This is a genomic window from Paenibacillus typhae (genome assembly GCF_900099765.1).
Classification (GTDB): Bacteria; Bacillota; Bacilli; order Paenibacillales; family Paenibacillaceae; genus Paenibacillus_AQ; species Paenibacillus_AQ typhae.
Window position 1 is genome coordinate 100,503 of sequence record NZ_FNDX01000009.1, and the last position, 17,774, is coordinate 118,276.

General features: G+C 53.5%; 13 protein-coding genes. 1 reads left to right on the top strand and 12 read right to left on the bottom strand.

Translation table 11 applies throughout. The features are described 5' to 3' along the window. Window positions 1-2: 2 nt before the first annotated feature. Together BLR64_RS10490 and BLR64_RS10495 are read right to left on the bottom strand one after the other, a co-directional pair. Window positions 3-1,460: a DUF4179 domain-containing protein gene (locus BLR64_RS10490; RefSeq protein ID WP_090714065.1), complete on the bottom strand. Its 1,458-nt coding sequence runs from the start codon at window positions 1,458-1,460 to the stop codon at window positions 3-5. A gap of 13 nt (window positions 1,461-1,473) precedes the next feature. Next, window positions 1,474-1,986 carry a sigma-70 family RNA polymerase sigma factor gene (locus BLR64_RS10495; protein ID WP_415841039.1) on the bottom strand — a complete coding sequence of 171 codons (513 nt, stop codon included), beginning with the start codon at window positions 1,984-1,986 and terminating at the stop codon, window positions 1,474-1,476. Window positions 1,987-2,187: 201 nt separating this feature from the next. On the opposite strand from BLR64_RS10495, the gene BLR64_RS10500 reads away from it, so the two are divergent. Further along, on the top strand, window positions 2,188-2,703 hold the full coding sequence (locus BLR64_RS10500; RefSeq protein WP_090714067.1) for a hypothetical protein: 516 nt from the start codon (window positions 2,188-2,190) through the stop codon (window positions 2,701-2,703). A gap of 211 nt (window positions 2,704-2,914) precedes the next feature. Here the strand turns inward: BLR64_RS10500 and hydF (BLR64_RS10505) are convergent, their stop codons facing one another. From hydF (BLR64_RS10505) to hydE, 10 genes are read right to left on the bottom strand one after another with little or no spacing between them, the layout of a single operon-like run. Continuing rightward, on the bottom strand, window positions 2,915-4,198 hold the full coding sequence (gene hydF, locus BLR64_RS10505; RefSeq protein WP_090714068.1) for a [FeFe] hydrogenase H-cluster maturation GTPase HydF: 1,284 nt from the start codon (window positions 4,196-4,198) through the stop codon (window positions 2,915-2,917). A 1-nt stretch (window position 4,199) separates the two neighbouring features. Then, entirely contained in the window at window positions 4,200-5,618 is a 1,419-nt protein-coding gene (locus BLR64_RS10510) for an aspartate ammonia-lyase (protein ID WP_090714069.1), read from the bottom strand. A gap of 12 nt (window positions 5,619-5,630) precedes the next feature. Then, window positions 5,631-6,830: a [FeFe] hydrogenase H-cluster maturation GTPase HydF gene (gene hydF, locus BLR64_RS10515; protein WP_090714070.1), complete on the bottom strand. Its 1,200-nt coding sequence runs from the start codon at window positions 6,828-6,830 to the stop codon at window positions 5,631-5,633. Between the two features lie 24 nt (window positions 6,831-6,854). Next, window positions 6,855-8,279, bottom strand: a complete 1,425-nt coding sequence (gene hydG / locus BLR64_RS10520; RefSeq protein ID WP_415841037.1) for a [FeFe] hydrogenase H-cluster radical SAM maturase HydG — start codon at window positions 8,277-8,279, stop codon at window positions 6,855-6,857. Window positions 8,280-8,309: 30 nt separating this feature from the next. Next, entirely contained in the window at window positions 8,310-10,046 is a 1,737-nt protein-coding gene (locus BLR64_RS10525) for an NADH-dependent [FeFe] hydrogenase, group A6 (RefSeq protein ID WP_167360645.1), read from the bottom strand. 17 nt (window positions 10,047-10,063) lie between these two features. Further along, window positions 10,064-11,941 (bottom strand): NADH-quinone oxidoreductase subunit NuoF, encoded by a 1,878-nt coding sequence (gene nuoF, locus BLR64_RS10530; RefSeq protein WP_208607161.1) that lies wholly within the window; start codon window positions 11,939-11,941, stop codon window positions 10,064-10,066. A gap of 40 nt (window positions 11,942-11,981) precedes the next feature. Further along, window positions 11,982-12,482, bottom strand: a complete 501-nt coding sequence (nuoE, locus tag BLR64_RS10535) for an NADH-quinone oxidoreductase subunit NuoE (RefSeq protein WP_244157666.1) — start codon at window positions 12,480-12,482, stop codon at window positions 11,982-11,984. 25 nt (window positions 12,483-12,507) lie between these two features. Then, window positions 12,508-14,799: a thiamine pyrophosphate-dependent enzyme gene (locus BLR64_RS10540; RefSeq protein ID WP_090714072.1), complete on the bottom strand. Its 2,292-nt coding sequence runs from the start codon at window positions 14,797-14,799 to the stop codon at window positions 12,508-12,510. A gap of 22 nt (window positions 14,800-14,821) precedes the next feature. Next, complete coding sequence (locus BLR64_RS10545) at window positions 14,822-15,814, bottom strand: 2-oxoacid:acceptor oxidoreductase family protein (protein WP_090714073.1); 993 nt, start codon at window positions 15,812-15,814, stop codon at window positions 14,822-14,824. Between the two features lie 40 nt (window positions 15,815-15,854). Continuing rightward, complete coding sequence (gene hydE / locus BLR64_RS10550) at window positions 15,855-16,904, bottom strand: [FeFe] hydrogenase H-cluster radical SAM maturase HydE (protein WP_090714074.1); 1,050 nt, start codon at window positions 16,902-16,904, stop codon at window positions 15,855-15,857. Window positions 16,905-17,774 lie beyond the last annotated feature (870 nt).

A 17,774-nucleotide genomic window follows, 5' to 3' on the forward strand; every position in this document is an offset into this window, starting at 1 on the left:
GTTTACTTTTGTACACGTAGAAGTTCCACTGACTGCGTATCCAATACCGGATGCCAGTAGCGCTCTATCTCTACAGTCAGCGGCTGCGGATAACCGATAGCCTGCAACCCGAAGTTGTAATCATATTCCTCTTCGAATTCAACGGCTCCGCGTGACAACGATTGAGTAAAGACCTCTTCCCCTTCCGGCCTTGTATACACTTTACCGTCAGCAGCTGTATAATTTCCTGCCAGACGCATATTGAAGCTGCCCTGTGTGTCTATGTTTTCTCTCTTATTAAGGAAAGTAACCACACCCGGCTTTGCCGGTTCACCCTGATTTTTTATTGAAAAGCCGTCTGGAGCTTCAATGATCTTCCGTTTTTTCAGATCAACAACGATTTTCATCTGATCCTTATTAACGGCTGCAGCGCCAAAGGTTTTGAGCACCAAGGTGTCCAGATCCAGGTAATCTTTACTGGTGTATACAAGTGTAAAGTGAGACTGATCCTCCCAAAGCTTTGAATTGTCGGCCGTGATAACCGTTGGATAGTAGGATTTTATGATCCTGTCTCCGCTCTTGCCGATAAGCACAGGATTTATGAGTCCATTAACCTGCATCGTATTATGCTCATCCGCTTCCAAATCGACATAAGTGCTTAGTGGTGTAAACAGTACCTTGTTCACTTGAAGCTTTTGACCGGCTACAATCAGCTCCTGACTGGCAGTCCAGATCCGGTTACGGTCCTTGAGCATCTCCGAATCCAGTCTAAAAGATACCTCGATACTTGTACGGTATTTATTGCTGCTGGAGCTTAGGGCTTCATCAGAGATTTGAGTCAGGACGACACCATATTTTACCTCTTCCGGATAATCCATGTCAGGTGTAAGAGTATTGGAATAGACAAAATACAGGGTCTGTCCAGCCTCGATCTGGCTGTTCGTTCCCAGCATATCCAATTTGGCGCCTATATTTGCCGCTTCAAACGATCCGAAATCCAGTCCAAAATCAGCATGGACCACCGTCTGATCTGTGTTATTCTGCACGCTGTATATAATATATACCTGCCGTCCGTCACTCACAGCGTTCTTGATTTCCACCTTAAAGCCATCTTTTTCGGCACCTTTGTTTATTGGCCGGAGGAGATTCTGATTCAGCGCATTCAGCAGGGTCTTGTCTCTGATCAGCGAAGCATCGAACGGATATGAAAGGGTCCCGGTATTAGCCGGACCTGGAGTGAGGACCGTGTATTCCACAGCTTTTTCACGAGTATTAAAAAAAACAAACATCAGCAGGACGGCAACGGAGACAGCAATAGCAGCTTTCAGGCCTGACACCGCCATTTTCTTACGGGATTGCTGCCTTCCTTTATGGATGCCGCTCTGCATTGCCTGAACAATTTTCATTTCCGGCATAGCCTCCGTCTGCTGTTTCACTTCCTCTGCATTTCTGTGCAGCAGCTGCTCTTCTAATTCTTTCATCGTTTCGCCTCCCTTATTTCTGAATATAGGAACGCAACTGCTTCAGCCCGTCACGGAGCCAGGTTTTGACCGTACCTTCCGGCTTCTTCAGCACTTCCGCCATTTGCGGCACTGTCATGTCCTGGTAATATTTCAGAACAATGACATGCCGGTATTTCGGCTTCAGCCGGTGTATCGCCCGCTCCAGATCAATACGCTCGTTACTCTGCATCTCCTGAGCCGCTTCCTCTGCGGGCTTTTCGGCCGGGAAGACCCGCTTTGTGCGCCTTAGCTCATCCATGCAGCAATTGATGGTGATTCGGATCAGCCACGGTGTGAAGGCCTGTCCGTCTTTCAGCTTTTTGCGCTTGATCCATGCCCGGCAGGACACCTCCTGCACTACTTCCAGGGCATCCGCTTCATTTCGCATATAGCTGAAGGCGATAGCATACAATTTGCGGTGCTCGACATACAGCCGTTTGAAAAAAGTCTCTTCATCCAAATATGCTAAATCCGCCGATCGGACCTCTTTCATTGTGTGCTCCATCATATTTCAGTCCCCCTCTCTTTTTGGAATACAGCTTTTATATAGGGGCCCCTATATTGCGTATCTACAAGTAAGACGCCGTTCACGTGAAAAACGATTGATTTCTGGTATCTTTTTCATCATTTCTATTTATGATAAGCTGACATTGACTCATTAAGCTATTCGAATGGTTTACATTCCCGCAAATGGAGGAATAAGCGTATGAGGAAAATCGTGTGGAGCAGCGTAATCGGATTAATCGCAGTTATAGTAGCAGGCTGCTTCTTGATCCGGCCGCAGTTATGGGCACGATCTACCGATCTCTCCGCAGAGTCGGTAGGAGGCGTGAAAATCGGGGAAAATATCGGCAGCAGATCATTCACCGGCAAATACCAGCAAACGCTGAATAAGCAGGATAATACTATGTACGACTACTATGAATGGGATGGCGGATTACGGACGGCTTCCATTATCTCAGGTCCAGAACAGGGGACCATTATGCGGCTGATCATCTCCGGCCAAGAAAACCCGCTCACAACAGCCAAAGGCATACATATTGGTGATTCCAAAGAAAAGGTCATGTCGCTCTACGGCAAAAAATATTACAAATCGGGTGAGCAGGGTGCTGATATTGTTGGCTATATCGATCGTGAACAGAACCTGACGCTGGAATTCTGGTGCGTGAACAGCACCGGTGAGGTGGCTGAGATCCGGCTGGATGATGCTGGGGTCAAATGAGGTAAACGGCTGCAACTCTGATGGGCTATGCTAGTGGCCTGAATTGGTGATACCAACTGCATTTTTGCCTCTCATTTCGTCCATCCAGCTGCTTTAAGCCGAATTCAAGGGCACTTTTGTTGTTGATTACCCCCACCTTGCTTCAACAAACAAGACCAGCCCCGGATTGGAGGCTGGTCTTACTGTTTAGATAATGAGCGGCGGGTAGCGGTCACGATTCAACGGTACGTTTTCTGTCCGCAGCGCACGCCTCCTGCCAGGCAAGCCGGGCAAGCGGAAACGGGGAGATCGCCCGTTCCAGTATCCCCTGGACATGGGCAATGGCTACCCCATAATTCACAATCGGTACCCCGCTGGCTGCCGGCTGCTCCATCCGCCAGAGCATCTGCCGGCGGTTGATCATGCAGCCGCCGCAATGGACAATGAGTGCATAGTCCTGCACATTGTCAGGAAAGCTCATTCCATTCGCATGATGGAACTCCAGCGTCCGGCCGGTAGCCTGCCTAATCCAGCGGGGCAGCTTGACGCTGCCGATATCATCCGCTTGGGTATGGTGGGTACAGGGCTCGGCAATCAGCACCTTGTCACCGTCCCGCAGCCGGTCAATCGCCCTTGCTCCCCGGACCAGCTCCTCCAGATCGCCCTTATGGCGGGCAAACAAAATAGAAAAAGAGGTTAACGGAACATCCGGCGGCGTATCAGCGGCTGCCTTCAGGAATACCTGGGAGTCGGTTACAACCAGACGCGGCTTACGCCCGAGACTCTCCAGTGTCAGCTTCAGCTCATGTTCCTTTGTCACAACGGCAACCGCATCGCTCTCCAGAATATCCCGGATGGTCTGCTGCTGGGGAAGGATCAGTCTTCCTTTAGGTGCCGCCTTATCGATTGGCGTAACCAGTACAACCAAATCTCCCGGTGCTAGCAGATCGCCGATGATCCGGAATTTATCCTCCTCCGCAGGCACTGCAGCAGAGAGAGTCTGTCTGAGATGATTAATTCCCTTCTGCGCAGCAGCAGATACAGGCATGAACCGGAATCCGAACAGCTCACGGCACGTATCAGCCTGCACAGCAGCAGCCCGGTCTGCATTTTCCACCGGCAGCAAATCCGTTTTATTTAATACCCCGATGACAGGGATATTCCGTTCCTTGAGCAAGCCGGCAATCTGCTCGTCATACGCTGTAACGCCTTCAAGTGCGTCTATTACAAGCAGAGCCACATCGGTTTTGTATAGTACTTCCATCGTTTTCTTCTTCCGCTGCCCGCCAAGCTCGCCTTCATCATCCAGCCCTGCGGTATCAATCAGCACCACCGGTCCAACCGGAAGCAGCTCCATTGATTTATAGACCGGATCCGTTGTTGTCCCCTGAACCGGCGATACCACGGAGACCTCCTGTCTGGCCAGTGCGTTGATGAGGCTGGATTTGCCGGCGTTGCGCCTGCCGAATACGGCAATATGCAGGCGGCTTGCCCGCGGAGATTCGTTCAGGCTCACTTTATTCACTCCTTTTTCCGGGCACACCGGGCGCAGTGAGCTGTTCGGGATGCAAGATTCCGTCAATCTGTTCGGCAGTGAGCAGCCCCCTATCCAGCAGCACCTGCCGGATAGACTTCCCTTCCGCCCTGGCCTGAATGGCAACCTCTGCACTGCGCTCATAACCGATAGGCCCGACAAAAGCGGCGGCGAGTCCCGTGGAACGCTCCAGCAGTTCCCTGCAGCGCTGTGCGCAGACCCTGATTCCTTTCACACAGCGCTCGTTGAACAAATGGACTGCCTGTTCCAGCAGCTCAAGGGAATCCAGCAGGGCATCCGCTATAAGGGGCATGAAGGCGTTCAGCTCCAGCTGCCCGCTGCCGGCAGCCAGTGTAACCGCTGAATCGTTGGCAATCACCCGCATGGCGGCTGTACCAAGCATTTCCGCCATCACCGGATTGACCTTTCCGGGCATAATGGAAGATCCGGCCTGCACCGCAGGCAGCTCCAGCTCACCGAAGCCGCCTGCGGGCCCGCTCGCCAGCAGGCGCAAATCGCCTGAGATTTTGAGCAGATTCACTGCCGCTGCCTTCAGCAGCCCGGATACTTCAACAAATACATCCATATTCTGCGTAGGGTCCATCGGATATTCACTGCGGGCCAGCCCGTAACCGGTCAGCTCCTGCAGCAGTCCGGTGATATAAAAGGTATACCGGAGCGGCGCATTGATGCCGGTGCCGATAGCCGTCCCTCCGATATGCATCTCCCTGAGCCGTTCCTCAGCCTTGTACAGGCGCCAGCGGTCACGCTGGATCGCTTTGGCATATGCTCCAAAGCCCTGGCCGGCAGTCATCGGAACAGCGTCCATCAGCTCCGTGCGGCCCAGCTTCAGCACATCTGCGAACTCCAGCTCCTTCCCCTGCAGCGATTCCTGCAGGGACGCAAAAGCATCACTTAGCCTGCGGACCAGACCAATCGCGGCGATCCGCAGCGCTGTCGGGTAGACATCATTGGTGGACTGGCAGCAATTCACATGGTCCAGCGGGTGGACCACGGTATAATCGCCCCGTGTTCCGCCCAGCAGCTGGGTCGCCCGGTTCGCCAATACTTCATTGATGTTCATATTGGTTGACGTACCGGCCCCGCCCTGTAGTGCAGACACAGGGAACTGGTCTTCGTAGCCTCCAGCGTGAATCTCGTCACAAGCCTGAACAATCGCCATCGCGATCCCTGGCGGATAGCTGTTCAGCTTCAGGTGGGCCAGTGCTGCCGCTTTTTTCACTGTTATCATTGCCTTGATCAGATGAGGATTGACCCTGCGGCCGCCCACCGCAAAGTTTTCCATCGCCCGGGCCGTATGAATACCGTAATAGGCAGACGACGGTACCTCCACTGTTCCAAGCGCATCCCTTTCAAGGCGGAATCCGCCGCCTGTCTCCACAAAAATCTCCCCTTATGATTTCACTTGCATAATCTCCAGCACACGCGGCAGGATGCCTTTGAAGTATGCAAAGGCAATGCCGTAATTCGTGATCGGCACACCCTGGGCACCGGAATCCGCCAGTCTTGTCATCAGCTGCTTGCGGTTAAATATACAGCCACCGCAGTGCACGACCAGCTTATACGTTGACAAGTCTGCCGGAAAGTCAGGCCCGACACTGGACTCGATCTCAAGACCGCTGCCGGCTGTTTCCTGCAGCTTCTTTTTTACCAGGTCGCGGTCGATTTCACCGTTATGCGGATGATGGATGCACGCTTCGGACAACAGTACCTTGTCGCCCGGCTTCAGTGTGGAAATCGCTTCTGCGCCCTTTACAAAGGTGGTCAGATCCCCCTTAAACCGGGCCATCAGGATTGCGAAGGTAGTCAGCGGAACATTGGCCGGAAGAATCTCGTTCACACTGTCGTACACCTGAGAGTCTGTAATGACCAGATCGGGCATACCCTTCAGATTCATCAGCAGCGTAGGCAGCTCCACCTCTGTAACGGACAGAGCCATCACATGATGATCGAGCAAATCCCGCAAAATCTGCTGCTGGGAAGCCACCAGCCTGTATTTGGGTGCCGGAATCGTATCCGGCATGACCATTACGACGACTTCCCCCGGATGGACCAGATCGCCAAGAATGGTCGGACGCTCAAATTCGGCAGGGGCAAATTCACGGATCGCATGGCGCAGACTGCCAAAGTTGATGTTTCTGCGGGAGCTGACTTTGACGAAGGGGATGTTCAGCTCGCTTTTCAACTGGTCGAGATCCACATAATGATCATCCACCTTGGCAATTACGCCAATGACCGGAATGTGGCGCTTGGCAAGCTCCTGGTACCACTCCTTCTCCAGCTTGTAATCATCCTCCTCCCCGGAGAAAATCAGGAGGCTGAGATCGGTCAGATCCATAACCTCGCGAGTCTTCTGGACCCGGAAAGCTCCTGTCTCTTCATCTTCATCTATGCCAGCCGTATCAATTATGATGACGGAGCCGATTTTGGGCAGCTCATAAGCCTGAAACACCGGTTCAGTCGTTGTGCCCGGCTGATCGCCGACCACCTGATAAGGGATGCCGGTCAGCGCATTGATCAGACTGGACTTCCCGGAGTTGCGCAGGCCGAAGACTGCGATGTGCATCTTGCCCGGCTGCGGTGTAGTTTGCATGGCCAATCTCTCCTTATGGGTCTATTAAAAGCGCAGATCCCGTTCCCCGTTCTCCAGCCGCTGCAGCCGTTCCCTGGTAATTTTGCGTGCAGCTTCCTTGGGAATGTCTTCAAGCCCTTTACGGATGATTTCTTCACCCAGAGCCCGGGTTTCAACATCCGCATAATCCAGCAGATACTCCTTGAAGGTCAAAAGCGAATTCGGCTGGCATACGTTATGGATCTGCCCCGATTTGGCCAGCCGCATAAACCGGTCGCCGGTACGCCCTTCCCGGTAACAGGCTGTGCAATAGCTGGGAACATAGCCGTCCCGGCACAGCCCGCGGATAATCTCTTCCGGAGAACGGTGGTCGCCCACCTCGAATTGCGGTTTTTCTTTTGAAAACCCTGCTGTGCCCTGCTTCGCTTCCATATACCCGCCGACCCCGGTGCTTGATCCGGCGCTGACCTGGGAAATACCGAGGCGGATGACCTCATCCCGGAATGCCGGCTCCTCCCGCGTGGACAAAATCATGCCCGCATAGGGCACCGCCAGCCGCAGGACGGCAACCAGCTGCTTGAATTCATCATCCTTCACCAGGTATGGATACGTTTTCAGACTTACATTTGCCGCTTCCCGCAGCCGCGGGACGGAGACAGTATGCGGGCCCACACCGAACCGCTCCTCCAGATGCTCGGCATGCATCAGCATGGCCACTGTATCGTATTTGTAGTCATATAATCCGTACAATACACCGACACCAACGTCATCGATTCCGCCGAGCTGTGCCCGGTCCATCGCGGTAGTATGCCAGTCATAGTCGTGCTTGGGCCCGTTCGGATGCAGCCCGGCATAAGTCGGCCTGTGATAGGTCTCCTGGAAAAGTATATATGTCCCGATCTCCGCATCCCGCAGCTTCCGGTAATCCTCGACTGAAGTTGCGGCAATGTTGATATTGACCCGGCGGATGCTGCCGTTATCCACCTTGACGGAATAAACCGTTTTGATAGCATCAACCACATAATCAATATCACAATGAGTAGGGTCTTCTCCCGCTTCGATCACCAGCCGTTTGTGACCCAGCTCCTGCAGCACCCGGACTTCATCCGCCAGCTCTTCTTTGCCCAGCTTCCGCCGTACAAAATCCTGATTTGAGTGCTTATAGCCGCAATATTCGCAGTTATTGACACAGTAGTTGCTGATATACAGTGGCGCGAACAGGACGATGCGGTTGCCGTAGATTTTCTCCTTAATGACTTTCGCTGACTTGTAAATGTCCTGGAGGATGTCTTCATCCCTGACCTCCAGCAGCACTGCCGCTTCCCGGTGGCTTAACCCCTTGCAGCCTCTCGCTTTATCTAAAATAGACTGGACTATGCTCCTGTTCCCGGCCATCCGCCTGGCTTCCTGCAGGCTGGCTGTAATCTCCGCGTCGTCGATGAAGTCCGCCGGTTCCCAATCCTTGCGCAAATGTGCCATCCTCCTTAATCATCTTAATACTCAGTATTTCGTCCGCGCCGTATAATGCGTGTGCAGCAGCTCATGGGCCAGATGGCTGTTCGGCTCGCCGAGGAACTCGGCGTAGAGCTGCTTGATGAACGGATTGTGATGGGATTTGCGGACGGTCTGGGCTTCATCCTCGGAATAAATCGCCTTGGCGCGCAGTGCTTTGACATCCAGCCGGCTGCTGTCAGCAGCGTTTAGAATCGGCTGTCCTCCGCCTGTAATACAGCCCCCGGCGCAGGCCATGACTTCCATGAAGTCATAGCTTTTCTCCCCGCGCTGCATAGCTTCCATTAACCTGCGGGCATTGCCGAGCCCGTGGACAACAGCTGTCCGGATCGTGCGGCCGTCGGGCAGCTCGACCGTGTTCTCTTTAATGCCATCCATCCCGCGCACAGCGGTATACTCAATCGTATCGAGCGGCTGTCCTGAGACCAGCTCAAAGACAGTGCGCAGAGCCGCTTCGGACACACCGCCTGTCGCGCCGAAGATCGTACCGGCTCCGGAGCCTACGCCGAGCGGATTATCGAATTCCTCGTCCTTCAGATTAACAAAATCAATCCCCGCTTCCTTAATCATCGCGGCCAGCTCGCGGGTCGTGAGCACCCAGTCCACATCCTGCATATCTTTATTGGACAGCTCCTCACGTGCGCCTTCAAACTTCTTGGCCGTGCAGGGCATGATGGACACCACGGTAATCTTTTGCGGATCTATGCCAAGCTTGCCGGCAAAATAGGATTTAACCATCGCCCCTTCCATCTCATGCGGCGACTTGCAGGTGGACAGGTTATCGAGCATATCTGGAAAGTTATGCTCCATGAACTTCACCCAGCCAGGACAGCAGGAGGTCATCAACGGCAGGTTCTGTCCGCTGGACAGCCGGGAGAGCAGCTCGGTGCCTTCCTCCATTATGGTCAGATCCGCCCCGAAGACGGTGTCGAACACTTTATTGAAGCCGAGCCGGCGCAGCGCGGCAGCCATTTTACCGGTTGTACGGGTACCGACAGGCAGGCCGAACTCTTCACCAAGGGCCACTCTTACAGCCGGGGCCGTCTGCACTACGACATACTGGTCCGGGTCAGCGATGGCATCCCATACATCGCGGATATTCTCATGCTCGGTCAGGGCGCCGACCGGACAGGCCATAATACACTGGCCGCAGTTGACACAGGTTGACTCTGCCAGTGGACGTCCAAAGGCTGTAGAGATAACGGTGTCAAAGCCCCGCTTGGCGAAACCGATCGCACCAACGGTCTGAACCGTTCCGCAAGCGCCGACACAGCGGCCGCAGAGGATGCATTTGGAGGCATCCCGTACAATTGCCGGGGACGAATAATCCTTTTCCCGGCTGGAATGCTCACCGGTATAAGTCACTTCACGGATGTTAAGCGAATTCGATACACTCTGCAGCTCGCAATTGCCGCCGCGTGAACAGCTGAGGCATTCCCGGTCATGATCGGAGAGCAGCAGCTGGGCCGATGTCCTCCGGGCATCGCGGACCTTTTTCGTATTCGTCTGGATCTTCATGCCGTCCTCGGCGATCAGCGTACAGGAGGCGATAAGCCGCGGTCCGACCTCGACCACACAGACACGGCAGCTGGAGGAATGATTAACTCCCTGCAGATAACAAAGGGAAGGGATATTTATACCTTGATCCCGGGCGGCTTCAAGCACCGTGGTGCCTTTGACGATTTCCGTCTCCACCCCGTCGATCATGATTTTGACCGTGTTCAAGCTGATCACTCCTATCGTCAGACTATCGCTACCGCCTTGAACTTGCATACATCGTAGCAGACGCCGCACTTGATGCAGGCTGCCTTATCAATCACATATGGCTCCTTCACCTTGCCGGAAATGGCATCACTTGGGCATTTGCGCGCACAGAGGCTGCAGCCTTTGCACAGCTCCGCATCAATTTCATAGGATATAAGCGCTTTACATACGCCGGCCGGGCATTTGCTGTCCGTTATGTGAGCGAGATATTCCTCGCGGAAGTATTTTAAAGTCGACAGCACCGGGTTCGGAGCCGTCTGCCCGAGTGCACACAGGGATGCATTCTTGATCTGCAGGGACAGCTGCTCCATATGTTCAAGATCCTCAAGTGTGCCTTTGCCGGAAGTGACTTTATCCAGCATCTCCAGCAGCCGCTTCGTTCCAATCCGGCACGGGGTACATTTGCCGCATGATTCATCCCTGGTGAAATCCAGATAAAAACGCGCCACATCGACCATGCACGTATCTTCATCCATAATGATCATCCCGCCCGAGCCCATCATCGAGCCAAGGCTGGTCAGCGTATCGAAATCAATCGTACAGTCCAGATGCTCCTCAGTCAGACAGCCGCCGGACGGTCCGCCGGTCTGGACAGCCTTGAATTTTTTGCCTCCGGGGATACCGCCGCCGATCTCAAAAATAACCTCACGCAGCGTAATACCCATTGGGACCTCTACCAGACCGGTGTTCACCACCTTGCCGCCAAGCGCGAACACTTTGGTACCCTTTGACTTTTCGGTGCCGATTGCGGCGTACCACTCTGCCCCATTCAGAATAATCTGGCCGATGTTGGCGAGCGTCTCCACATTGTTGATAATGGTCGGCTGGCCCCACAGCCCTTCAACAGCCGGGAACGGCGGCTTCGGCGTCGGCATCCCCCGGTGTCCTTCAATCGAGTGGATCAGCGCGGTTTCTTCACCGCAGACAAACGCACCTGCACCCAGACGAACCTCTATGTTAAAAGCAAATCCCGTTCCGAAAATATCATCGCCCAGCAAGCCGTATTCCCTGGCCTGATCCAGCGCTTTCGAGAACCGCTGGACAGCAATTGGATACTCTGCCCGCACATAGATAAATCCCTGGTTGGCACCTATGGCATATCCGGCTATCGCCATTGCTTCAATAACAGAATGCGGATTGCCTTCAAGGATCGAACGGTCCATGAACGCCCCCGGATCGCCCTCATCTGCATTACAGATGACATATTTTTGCGGTTTGTTCTGCTGGGCTGCGAACTCCCACTTTAGTCCGGTCAGGAAGCCGCCGCCCCCCCGGCCGCGAAGGCCGGATCTTTTTACGGTGTCAATGACCTGCTCGGCGCTCATCGTTGTAAGCACTTGGGCAAGCGCCCGGTACCCGTCACTGGCAATATACTCATCTATCACTTCAGGGTCGATCACACCGCAGTTGTGCAGTGCGATCCGTACCTGTTTTTTATAGAAATCCGTTTCTTCAAAATTGAGCAGCTCATCGCCCTGGCGGGTCTTCTCATAAATCTTTTTGTCATACGGCTTGCCGTTGACCAAATGCTGTTCGACTAGCGCCGGAATATCCTTGACCTCCACCCGGCTGTAAAAAATCCCCTCAGGATAGACGATCACAACCGGGCCCAGCTCACACAGCCCAAAACAGCCGGTGCGGACGATCTCCACCTGAGTCTGAATGCCGCGGCCGGCGACTTCCTGCTCCAGTGCAGCGATTATTTTATTCGAATCCGATGATGTGCAGCCTGTGCCGCCGCACACCATCACTGATCTGAACGAAATTGATTCTCCTGATGCCCCGCTAATCCTCCGGTTATCCAGCCGTCCCTGGGTAAGCGTGCGGATGGCATCAAGATCCGTTAACAGCTTCATGCCGATACCTCCCGTTAACAATTTGCGTGTACTGCCGGAACTAGTTATATTCCTTAAGCATTTTAGGCACGGCGTTCGGCGTCAGGCGTCCATGCACCTTTTCCCCGATAGTCAGTACAGGCGCCAGCCCGCAGGCTCCGAGACAGCGCGTCGCTTCCAGGGTGAATTTATTGTCCTCTGTCGTACCCTGAACCGGAACCTTCAGCTCTGTGCTGAGCCGGTCCAGTATGCCTTGAGCCCCCTTAATGTAACAGGCGGTCCCCATGCAGACATGGATCACATGCTCCCCCTTTGGAGTAAGTGAAAAGAAATGATAGAATGACGCAACCCCGTAGATTTCGCTCATGGGTAAATCAAGCTCTGCCGACACCACCTGAAGCACAGGCTCAGGCAAAAACCCGTACACATCCTGAACCTCATGCAATATAGGAATTAATGCACCCTTCATCTGCTTATACTGGTCGATAGCCAGCTTAATCTGCTCCAGCTTCCGGTCGGCTTCGGCAATGGTGCTGTTGCTGCAAGGTTGATGTTGTTCCACTCAGACGGCTCCCTTCCATCCCGATTTAGAGCAGCTCATGCTCATGTCTAAGCTTCAGGCGGCTCCAGCGGCGTTCAATTTCATTTTCAAAATCCCGCAGCAGCTCCGCGTCCTTCACCAGATGTTTTGTTTTGCCCATACGCTTCAGCCAGTCGACGGCAGGAATGCGTTTTCCTTTATCCTCAGGATTATAAGTAATGCGGGTGATGCCCTGTTCAATTTCATACAGCGGGAAAAAGCAGGAATCCACCGCCGCCTTCACCAGCTCATTGCCCTGATCATCCGGCGTTTTCCAGTTGAGCGGACAGGCGCACAGTATTTTTCCGTATGCGGTTCCGACGTTGTTGGCGTACCACTGTGCTTTGGCCGCTTTTTGCAGCAGGTCCTGGGGATTGCTCTCCGCTCCGGTGAACACATATGGAATGTTGCAGGCAGCGAGAATTTGGGCGGTATCCTTGTGATGGCCCTTCTTGCCTTTTTGCGCTACGCCGACTCCTGAAGTGCTGGTCATGTGACCCACCGGTGTACTGTATGACAGCTGCGATCCGGTATTCATATAACCTTCGTTGTCATATTCCAGAATGATCATTTTATGATTGCGCAGAGCCGCACCAACGGTGGCCCCCATCCCGATATCCATGCCGCCGTCCCCGGAGACCATGACAAAGGTGACATCATCCGCAACCTTAATCTCTCCGCGCCGCTTCAGTTCATAGAACGCATCCACCATGCCGGCCAGCGTAGCTGCCCCGTTCTGGAACAGATTGTGCACGAAGGTCTGCTTATGCGAAGAATAAGGGTAGCTTGCAGTAACCACATAAGCGCAGCCGGTCTGGAAGAGCACAACCATATCCCCTTCGATTCCTTTAAAAAAGAGCTCCAGCGCAGACAGCGCCCCACAGCCGGGACACGCACCATGTCCGGGAGCGAGCCGGTGCGGCTTCACGGTCAATTGCCGGAGCGGCGGCAGCTTCACCTTGAGCAGTCCGGTTTCTTCACTCTGTGTAACTTGTATCAGCCCGGTCTTATAGGCATTGCCGTGAAGCGGCTCCATTACGGGGGTGAGAGCATCCTTTTCCTCGCCCGGATAGTAGCCGTAGTAGTCAAAAGGCTTCTCTGCATAGCCTTTTTCGGCCGCATCGATTGCCAGCCGGAAAAAAGCTGCCGCATCGTCGGCATAAAAATCCTTGCCGCCCAGCCCAAAGATACGGGAGAGGACAATCGTCCTGTTATCAGGATCAACCTGCAGCGCCGAACGGATTTCATGGGTGAGATTGCCGCCTTGGGCGCCGTAGGAATCGGCACGTTCACCCACAAGCAGCGCTTTGACGTTCTTAAGTGCAGCGCGCAGCTGTTCTGCCGGGAACGGGCGGATGATGTTTGGCCGGATCAGCCCGGCCTTAATGCCTTGGGCACGCAGCTGATCCACGGTATCTTTGGCCGTCTCTCCGGCGGAATTCAGCAGGAATACAGCGTATTCAGCATCCTCCATCCGGTACAGGTCGAGCACCTTGTATTCCCGGCCGGACAACAGCGCATAGTCTCTGGCAACCTCGCTGTACACCTCGCCCGCTTTCTCCAGGGCTTCAGACAGCTGATAATGGTTGTTCAGCAGATCATCGCCGCCCATGTGAGCCCCGATCGTTACCGGACGGGACGGATCAGACACATTCGGATAGCTGTGATTCGGGTTCGGTCCGACAAAGCCCTGAACGACGCTATTATCCTTAAAATATTTCACCTTACGCTTCTGATGCGAGGTGAAAAATCCGTCATATGCCACAATAACCGGCAGCCGTACCTCTGAGTGCTCGGCGATTCGCAGCGCCATAATGTTCATGTCATAAACCGCCTGCGGCGTGCTTGCCGTCAGGATAACCCAGCCGGTGTTCAGGCCGTAGTAGAGGTCGGAATGGTCGCCGCGGATATCCAGGGGGCCGCTTACTGCCCGGGTTACGAGATTCAGTACCATCGGAAACCGCGTCCCCGACTGGGTGGGCAGCTGCTCCAGCATATACAGGAAGCCTTGTGAGCTGGTGGCGTTAATTACCCGAGCACCCGCCATCGCGGCCCCATAGCAGATTCCCGCGGAGCCATGCTCACCGTCTGCGGCAACGAGCTGAATATCATGCTGGCCGCGTGCTTTCATCTGGTCGAGATATTGGGCAACCTCAGTCGAGGGGGTAATCGGAAAATAGCCCATCATATGATAGTTAATTTGCGCAGCAGCGGTTGCCGCCATTTCATTGCCTGATTCGAAGCAGGTGACCTGCTCAGCCGGCACCGCTTCAGATAATTGATTTTCACTAACAGCCATTGTTCGGTTCCTCCCTCTTCAATTAAGAAAACACTTGGGCAACACGGTGCTGCTCGGCATATCCCGGCTCCTCGCGAAGGCTGCTCAGCGCATCGGTCGGGCAAGCCTCGATACATTTCAGGCAGCCCTTGCAGTACTGGTAATCGATGCCCCTCAGTACTTGTTGCATCCGCCCGCGTTTATCGGCTTCCGCTTCCCACACGAAGCAGTAATCCGGACAGACATTATCGCAGGCCGCGCAGCTGATACATTTCTCAGCATGGAACTCCGGCAGAAGTCCGGCCCGTGAGCCGCCCAAATCCTTCAGAATACTGTTGCCCTGTGCCATAATTACGCCGCCGGGCAGCTGTGTTTGATATCCAAGCAGCGATTGCACCCGCTTAAAGGGCTTGATCTGAGAGCCCTCCGGCACGTCATAGGTCATGAACCTTACCTCATTGAAGCCCCGGTCGAAGGTGCGAAGGTTGGGCTCCACGAGCTGCGGGTACTTTTTCTCAAAGGTCCGGCGGATAACGGTGCGCATCGCTTCAGGATCAAGAAAATCACAGATACGGAACATGGCCCCGAGCATGGCTGTGTTAATCTTGGTCTTCTCCTCCACGGCAATGCCCATCGCATCGATCAGTGCGACTGTACCAGACTCCACATTAAGACTGGAACGGACTTCATCAAAGCCGCGGGTCGTGTTGACCAGAATCACCCCGTCGGGCTGCAGCCCGCTGGCGACATTCACGATTTTGTACAATGCTTCATGAAAAACAGCGATCAGATGCGGCTGCTCAATCGGGCTGTGATCCCTGATCTCAATCTCCGGATCACAGAAACGGACAAAGGTTTTAACAGGAGAGCCCTTTTTCTCGGAACCGTATGACGAGAAATTGGCGGCATTAAAGCCCAGCTCCAGCGCTCCTGTCTCGGCCAGCATTTTGCCGGCCAGATTGGCGCCAAGCCCCCCGATGGACTCCAGGCGGATCTCAAAGAAGCCGAGTGCATTTTTCTTGGTCAAGGTAGACAACGGATTTCCTCCTTAATAGTGAAATTATTCACTTACTGTTTTATAGTTGAACGTTAAATCTGCAGTGATCCCCCCGGCTGAACTCCATCCGGTAGCCGGTGACGGCAATCCGCATTTCAAGACAGCTGCGGCAATGCTCCGGTTCATCGCCCATGCAGATTTTTTGCTCATACAGGGCATATTTGCTGCGGATCTGCAGCGGCGAGAGAATGGGCATGACGACATTTGCACCTGCCTGGAGCGCTTTTTCGCGGCCGGACGGGTCCAGCGTGCCCATAGCAGTAGTTGCAGGCATTAGAGCATCCGGCACCATAAGTCTCGCCATTGCAATCATTACCAGTGTGTCTTCCACCGTCCCGCCGGCCGCATGTTTAAGCGGTGTAGAGCTGTGCGGGATAAACGGGCCGATGCCGATCATCTCGGGCTGGAATTCTTTTAGAAACAACAGATCTTCGGCAAGGTGCCGTTGTGTCTGGCCGGGAAGCCCGACCATGAAGCCCGCCCCCACCTGATAGCCGATCTCCCGGAGGATGCGCAGGCAGTCCATGCGGTGATCATAAGACATTCCAGGATGCAGAGAGTCATAAAGCACGCACGATGCAGTTTCATGACGCAGCAGATAACGGTCAGCTCCGGCATTATACAGTGCACGGTAAAAGGCTTCACTCCGTTCCCCGACCGACAGGGTGACAGCAGCATCCGGAAAACGCAGCTTCAGCTTCCGGACAATAGTGGTCATTACCTGCTCAGAATAATGGATGTCCTCCCCGCTCTGCAGCACGAACGACCGGTAGCCCAGCTCATAGCCCTCCGCCGCACATTCGATAATCTCGTCCTCCGTGAGCCGGTAACGCTCTGCACTGGAATTGGAACGGCGCAGTCCGCAGTACAGGCAGTCCCGCCTGCAGAAGCTGGAAAATTCAATCAGCCCGCGAGAGTAAACGCTTACACCATAATGCTGCTTACGGACCTTTGACGCCCGGCTATAGAGTTGTTGCCGTAGCTCAGGGGTCAGATGCCCTAGAAACCAGACGATTTCTTCCTCAGTCAGTTCTTGCTGTTCAGATAATTTGTTGAGCAATGCTTCCATTGTTCAGCGGCCTCCGTCCTTGCGGCAGGCTTAAGCCATAGCGGAATCCTGTGCCTCATGATTTCCTAAAATAATTTACTCGCTGAGAATACTCTAGACTATGCCGCACCTGATGCTTAAATGCCGGGTTTTGTCTGCAGGTTATGATCTTTTTGGGAATTGTTGAAATGTATATGCATAACGGGTATGCCGACAGGGTTTGTCGGAGATGTGTCATTCTCAATCCAATTGAGAATCGGGGCGGATTGCTTCTACTTAAATAGAAAACAGCTAACGCAAAAATAACTAGGAGGACAAATTCACCACCACGCCAAATGTAGCGATTCCAACTCCGGAGTCCCGTCATTCGGCGGTGCCGTGTCTTGATCCGGTGGAAGAATCGTACATGCGGGGGTTCCCATCTTCGAGCAAAACGGCGCGCACCCCAGCTAGATAGCAATGTCAAATATCGTTTCGTACAGTCATTCGCAATTCCGCTCGGAAGAAACGTCTCCCCGTCGATTGAACTCCTCGTGCAGTTCGGATAATTACCCATTAGAAGAAGATTTCCACTGAGTTAGTGAAACGGGCAGACGTTGAAAAAAAGAGATCGACGACAATTTGCATCTTAATATGTAATATAACCTAACGCAAATACTCTAAAACCGCTTTAAAAAAAGCGTAAATATGAATTATTCAAAATTTATATGTCATCATTATTGACATTATCAGTGTGACTATTTATATTGACAATATAAGATTTCAACGACACAACATTGTGTCAACGAAGGAAACAGCGGGTTCTCCCCACAATGTTGTGGCTGGACGGCTTGTTGTACCGGCATTCTTACATTAGTTTATAAAGTCAGCTACGATGACGTGGCTGCAATT

Excerpts from the sequence above, each read along its gene's own strand:
- BLR64_RS10500 (WP_090714067.1), top strand. The coding sequence starts at position 2,188 with ATGAGGAAAATCGTGTGGAGCAGCGTAATCGGATTAATCGCAGTTATA.
- nuoF (WP_208607161.1), bottom strand. The coding sequence starts at position 11,941 with ATGAAGCTGTTAACGGATCTTGATGCCATCCGCACGCTTACCCAGGGA.
- hydE (WP_090714074.1), bottom strand. The coding sequence starts at position 16,904 with ATGGAAGCATTGCTCAACAAATTATCTGAACAGCAAGAACTGACTGAG.
- BLR64_RS10495 (WP_415841039.1), bottom strand. The coding sequence starts at position 1,986 with ATGGAGCACACAATGAAAGAGGTCCGATCGGCGGATTTAGCATATTTG.
- hydF (WP_090714070.1), bottom strand. The coding sequence starts at position 6,830 with ATGCAAACTACACCGCAGCCGGGCAAGATGCACATCGCAGTCTTCGGC.
- BLR64_RS10490 (WP_090714065.1), bottom strand. The coding sequence starts at position 1,460 with ATGAAAGAATTAGAAGAGCAGCTGCTGCACAGAAATGCAGAGGAAGTG.
- BLR64_RS10540 (WP_090714072.1), bottom strand. The coding sequence starts at position 14,799 with ATGGCTGTTAGTGAAAATCAATTATCTGAAGCGGTGCCGGCTGAGCAG.